This window comes from Pseudomonas tehranensis (genome assembly GCF_014268615.1).
Taxonomy (GTDB): Bacteria; Pseudomonadota; Gammaproteobacteria; order Pseudomonadales; family Pseudomonadaceae; genus Aquipseudomonas; species Aquipseudomonas tehranensis.
This window is the reverse complement of sequence record NZ_JABWQV010000279.1, coordinates 1-5855: the sequence shown is the minus strand read 5'-3', so window position 1 is coordinate 5855 and position 5855 is coordinate 1. Positions and strand designations below refer to the sequence as shown.

The window sequence follows — 5855 nt, the reverse complement described above, 5'->3', positions numbered from 1 at the left end:
AGCGGGAGCAAGCTCCCTCGCCACAGGGGCGGTAGACCCACCGCAGAAGTTAGATGACACCCCTCAGTGTTCCTGCTCCCGATAAGCCCCCGGCGTCACCCCCGTCCACTTCTTGAAGGCCCGGTGGAACGCCGACGGTTCAGAGAACCCCAGCTGTTCGGCAATCTGTTGCAACGACAGGTCCGCGCGTCCCAGATGGTAGATGGCGATATCCCGCCGCAACTGATCCTTGAGTTCCTGGAAGCTGGTGCCTTCCTCCCGCAGATGCCGACGCAGCGTCTGCGGACTGATGTGCAAATGTGCGGCGACGGTGTCCAGATCTGGCCAGCGTGCGGCGTCGCGGCTGAGCAGGCGGCGTAACTGGCTGGTCAGGCTGTTGCCATCGTCAGGCCGTGACAGCAGGTCGGCGGGGGAGTGTTCGAGGAAGTGTTTGAGGGTTCGTTCGTCCTGCAACAACGGCATATCCAAGTAGCGACTGTGGAACAACAGGCTGCATCGCTGCGTCTGGAACACCAGCGGGCAGGGGAACAACAGATCGTACTCGGCCCCATGGGCCGGCTTGGCATAGCTGAAGGTCGCCTGTTCCAGGCCGATCCGCTGGCCGATCAGCCAACTGCCGAGGCGATGCCAGATCACCAGCAGGCTTTCGGCCAGGAAATGGTCGGGGTCGCGCAGTGTCGATTCATCCAGGCTCAAGCGCACCCGCTCCCCTTCGGCCTCCAGTGTCAGGCTCGGTGCGTCGGGGAACAGGCTGTAGAACAACAACCCGCGCTGAAGCGCCTTGCCCAGGGTCCGGCAATGGATCAACGCGTGGCACATCATGGCAAACGTCCCGGGTTTACTCGGGGCCAGACCAAACCCCAAATATTCGTCCCCCAGTGCCAGCCGCAAGGCCTGCAACAGGCTGGCGAACTGCGCGGGCGCCAGGCGTGCTCGCGGCTCGTCCAACAGCTCGGGGCTGATGCCTAGCTCTTGCAGCAAGGGAACGTAATCGAAACCTTGCCGGCGCGCGCCACCCAGGGCGGCGCGGGCGAAGTGGCTGGCGATGGTGCGTTGGCGCATGGCAGGAATCCGTTTATTGAGCGGCCGATGGTAGCAGGGGGCTTCGGCGCGACAAGGCGGATATCCGCCAAATCCCGGAGCGATAACCGCGGTGTGGGCGGGAATCCGCCATCTGTGTGTGGGTGACTAGGCGTGTTTAACGATGTGTAGCCCTTGTGGCTCAAGGGTTGTAGGCATTTTCCCGAAAATGGCATGGGCCTTGCGATAGGCATCCGCAGGTCTGCCACCGTGCAGCCGCCAAAACAAATCCCTCCAATGCAGGAGGGTTCGAAATTGAGGTTTCGTGGACGACAGGTGGATGTTGTCACACGGGACGCTTGAGGAAGGTTTGCCATGACGACTCGTCAGCCACTGTACAAATCCCTGTATTTCCAGGTGATCGTAGCCATTGCCATCGGCATTTTGCTTGGCCACTTCTATCCGCAGACCGGCGTTGCCCTCAAACCGCTGGGTGACGGATTCATCAAACTGATCAAAATGGTCATCGCCCCGATCATCTTCTGTACCGTTGTCAGCGGTATTGCCGGCATGCAGAACATGAAGTCGGTGGGCAAGACCGGTGGCTACGCGCTGCTGTACTTCGAAATCGTCTCCACGATCGCCCTGTTGATCGGCCTGGTCGTGGTCAACGTCGTGCAACCGGGCGCCGGCATGCACATTGATGTGACGACCCTGGATACCAGCAAGATCGCCGGTTACATCTCGGCCGGTAAAGACCAGAGCATCGTGGCCTTCATCCTCAACGTGATCCCGAACACCATCGTCGGCGCGTTCGCCAATGGCGATATCCTGCAAGTGCTGATGTTCTCGGTGATCTTCGGTTTCGCCCTGCATCGCCTGGGTGCCTACGGCAAACCGGTACTGGACTTCATTGATCGCTTCGCCCACGTGATGTTCAACATCATCAACATGATCATGAAGCTGGCGCCCGTCGGTGCGTTCGGTGCCATGGCGTTCACCATCGGCGCCTACGGTGTCGGTTCGCTGGTGCAATTGGGCCAGTTGATGATCTGCTTCTACATCACTTGCGTGGTGTTTGTACTGGTCGTGCTGGGCGCCATCTGCCGGGCCCACGGCTTCAGCGTCGTCAAGCTGATCCGCTACATCCGTGAAGAGCTGTTGATCGTACTGGGCACGTCCTCGTCGGAATCGGCCCTGCCACGCATGCTGATCAAGATGGAGCGTCTGGGCGCGCAGAAATCCGTGGTGGGTCTGGTGATCCCGACCGGCTACTCGTTCAACCTCGACGGCACTTCGATCTACCTGACCATGGCGGCGGTGTTCATCGCCCAGGCCACCGACACGCCGATGGACCTGACTCACCAGATCACCCTGTTGCTGGTGCTGTTGCTGTCGTCCAAAGGTGCGGCCGGCGTGACAGGTAGCGGCTTCATCGTGCTGGCGGCCACCCTGTCGGCCGTGGGTCACCTGCCGGTGGCCGGCCTGGCGCTGATCCTGGGTATCGACCGCTTCATGTCCGAAGCCCGCGCCCTGACCAACCTGGTGGGCAATGCTGTCGCCACCATCGTGGTTGCCAAGTGGGTCAAGGAACTGGATGTAGACCAGTTGCAGAGCGAACTGGCTTCCGGCGGTCGCGGCATCTCCGACACCCGTGAAGAAGACGACCTGGGCGTGGCCGAAGGGCCAACTCCTGCTGGCGTGAAGTAACCTTTCGCTGCAATAAAAAACCCGCTTCGGCGGGTTTTTTATTGGGCCCGGGTTCTCAAGGCGCGAACGCTTTTGTGGCGAGGGGATTTATCCCCGCTGGGCTGCGCAGCAGCCCCTACAAATGCACGCAGGTGTATCGGGCAAATGCCAGAGGGCCGCTTCGCGCCCCAGCGGGGATAAATCCCCTCGCCACAAAGGATCTGTGACAGCCATTGAGCGCAATGGTCAGCCAGACTGACCCCTGCGGTAATTGCCCCACCGCCAACCCCTGCCTAGTCTTGAGTCCATCATCCCTCGGAGATCGCCCATGCAAGGCCCACTGGCATCGCTCAAGGTTCTGGACTTCTCGACCCTGCTGCCCGGCCCGTTCGCCTCGCTGTTGCTGGCGGACATGGGGGCCGAGGTGTTGCGCATCGAGTCGCCGACCCGCCCGGACCTGTTGCGGATACTGCCGCCCCATGATCAGGGCGTCTCGGCCAGCCATGCCTACCTCAACCGCAACAAGCGCAGCCTGGCCCTGGACCTCAAGCAGCCGGCGGCGCTGGAGGTGATCAAGCAGTTGCTGGGCGATCACGACATCCTGCTGGAACAGTTCCGCCCCGGCGTGATGGAGCGACTGGGCCTGGGGTACGAAGCCTTGAAGGCGATCAATCCCCGGTTGATCTACGTGTCCATCACCGGCTACGGCCAGACCGGGCCCTACAAGGACCGCGCCGGCCACGACATCAACTACCTGGCCCTGGCGGGGCTGGCCAGCCACACTGGGCGTGCCGACGCCGGGCCATTGCCTCTGGGCATCCAGGCGGCGGACATCGCCGGTGGCTCACTGCACGGGGTGATCGGGCTATTGGCGGCGGTGATCGCCCGGCAGCAGACCGGACAGGGCCAGCATCTGGACGTGAGCATGACCGACTGTATGTTCAGCCTCAACGCTTTGGCCGGTGCCGGTTATCTGGCCTGCGGCGTGGAACCTGAGTGGGAGAACCAGATGCTCAACGGTGGCAGCTTCTATGACTATTACCGCACCCGGGATGGCCGTTGGATGTCGGTGGGCAGCCTGGAGCCGGCCTTCATGCAGGCGTTGTGCGAGACCCTTGGACGACCGGAACTGGCGGCCCAAGGGCTGTCGCCCAGTCCAGATCAGCAACAGCGGCTAAAGCAGCAACTGCAGGCTGAATTCGAGAAGCATGATTTCGCTGAGCTTTGCAGTTTATTTGCGGGGGTTGATGCTTGCGTCGAACCGGTGCTGAGCCTGGAAGAAACACTCAGGCATCCCCAGTTAGCGGCCCGGGACGTCGTGATCGAGGTGCCTCGTGGCGATGGCTCGAATCAGGCGCAGATGGCCTGTCCGTTGAAGTTCTCGGCAGGCTTGCCCGAGCCTCGGCATATCGGCGCGGAACTGGGAGCGCACACGGATCAGGTGTTGGGGGAGTTGGGGTTCAGTGTTGAGCGGATTGCTCACTTACGGAGTGCCAAGGTGATTTTGTAGTGCCCTTTAGGGCCTCTTCGCGAGCAAGCCCGCTCCCACACTGGATCTATGGCGTTCACAAACCCTTGTGGGAGCGAGCCTGCTCGCGATGAGGCCGGCCCAGACACCACAAGAACCAGCTACTCCACCCGCGTCTCCCCACTGAACACCAAGGTATTGCGACAACTGCGGCACAAGTAACGGCGCCCCTGGCGCACCAGGCTGTGGCGCTGGGCCGAGAAGGGAAAGTCGCTGCCGTCGCAGGGGCATGTGTAGATGTAACGGGTCACGCTGCGGCGTTTGATCTCGTAGGTATGGCAGCGGTTGGGCGGCAGTTCGTAAACGCCGCGCATGATCAGTTGCCATTCTTCGCCGTGGGGCTGAATGCGTTCGCCAAACAGCTGATGGGCAATCAGGTGCGCAACCTCGTGGGCGACGGTCTGCTTGAGAAAGTCTTCGGCGTTTTCCCGGTACAACTGTGGATTGAAGCGCAGCAGATTTTCATGCAAGTGCGCGACGCCGGCCTTCTGGCCACGCAACTTGAAGCTGACCACGGGACGTTTGAAAGGACGTTTGAAAAAGGTTTCGGCTTGTTGGTAACACTCTTCGACGCGGGTATTGAGTTGCTCAAGCATGCTGTACGGGTCTCCAGAGGCTCGAGTATGCCGCAAGCGCCGGCCGTTGCGAATCGCCCAGACGCCCAGTGGTCGTTTCGCCAGCGCCAAACACAGGAAGGCCGCCTTGCGGCGGCCTGTGTTGGCAGATATTGCTTTGTTTTCAGGAGGGAACCCTGAGCGGGTTAGAACACTTCAGCTGGTATACACCGGACCGACGCCCAAACCCCAGACGATCACGGTAAACGCCATGATAGCCACCAGCACCACCAAGCCCACGGCGAGCACCGAACTGGAAAACAGAAAACCCTCGTCCTGAGGAATATTCATGAAGGTGGGCAGGCCCACATACAGCAGGTAGACGGTGTAGCAGATGGCCGCCGTACCGACGATCATCCCCAGCCACATGTGCGGATAGAGCGCCGCCAGGCCGCCAATGAACAAAGGTGTCGCGGTGTAGGTGGCGAACGCGACGCAGCGCGCCAGGCTCGGGTTGGCGTCATAGGTGCGGGCCATCCAGTGCACGAAGGCCCCCATCACGGCCACACCGCCCAACATGGCGAGGTACGACATGATGGTCATCCACAGTGCGCTTTCCATGGTCAGCATCACCGGTGGCCGGTTGCCGATGACCCATCCCACCTGTGTGGTGCCGATAAACGCCGAAACAGCCGGAATGGCCGCCAGGATCAGCGTGTGGGTGAGGTACATGTGGCTGATGCTTTCCTCCTGATCGCCACGGATTTCTTTCCATTCTTGATCAGGGTGGGTAAAGAGCCCCACGACATGATGGATCATAGTCAGTCACTCCTTTGTTATTGCCATCGCCCCCCAACGGAGCGCCTACGGGCCAAACGGCCGAGTAAGTACAGGTCTGTAAGTGTGTGCGACCTTATGTCGCAGTATAGAAAGGAGTTCTCGCCAGGGGGATGGGGGGCTTAGAGCAAATCGCGCTGTAGGAAGGTGTGTTAATCGCCGATGAGTCTGTGCACCGCTCCGGCTGGCAGGAACTCTCCTGTGGCGAGGGGATTTATCCCCGTTGG

General features: G+C 61.0%; 5 protein-coding genes. 2 read left to right on the top strand and 3 right to left on the bottom strand.

Features of this window, described 5'->3' with window-relative positions; all coding sequences use genetic code 11:
• Positions 1-63: 63 nt before the first annotated feature.
• A complete protein-coding gene (locus HU811_RS23965) occupies positions 64-1062 on the bottom strand; it encodes an AraC family transcriptional regulator (protein ID WP_186658436.1) in 999 nt (332 codons plus the stop codon).
• A gap of 333 nt (positions 1063-1395) precedes the next feature.
• On the opposite strand from HU811_RS23965, the gene HU811_RS23960 reads away from it, so the two are divergent.
• Both HU811_RS23960 and HU811_RS23955 read left to right on the top strand, forming a co-directional pair.
• Entirely contained in the window at positions 1396-2730 is a 1335-nt protein-coding gene (locus HU811_RS23960; RefSeq protein WP_092402712.1) for a dicarboxylate/amino acid:cation symporter, read from the top strand.
• 307 nt (positions 2731-3037) lie between these two features.
• A complete protein-coding gene (locus HU811_RS23955) occupies positions 3038-4219 on the top strand; it encodes a CaiB/BaiF CoA transferase family protein (protein WP_186658434.1) in 1182 nt (393 codons plus the stop codon).
• A 119-nt stretch (positions 4220-4338) separates the two neighbouring features.
• Here the strand turns inward: HU811_RS23955 and HU811_RS23950 are convergent, their stop codons facing one another.
• Both HU811_RS23950 and HU811_RS23945 read right to left on the bottom strand, forming a co-directional pair.
• A complete protein-coding gene (locus tag HU811_RS23950; protein ID WP_092402716.1) occupies positions 4339-4833 on the bottom strand; it encodes a SprT family zinc-dependent metalloprotease in 495 nt (164 codons plus the stop codon).
• A gap of 174 nt (positions 4834-5007) precedes the next feature.
• Positions 5008-5610: a Yip1 family protein gene (locus tag HU811_RS23945; protein WP_092402718.1), complete on the bottom strand. Its 603-nt coding sequence runs from the start codon at positions 5608-5610 to the stop codon at positions 5008-5010.
• Positions 5611-5855: the final 245 nt, after the last annotated feature.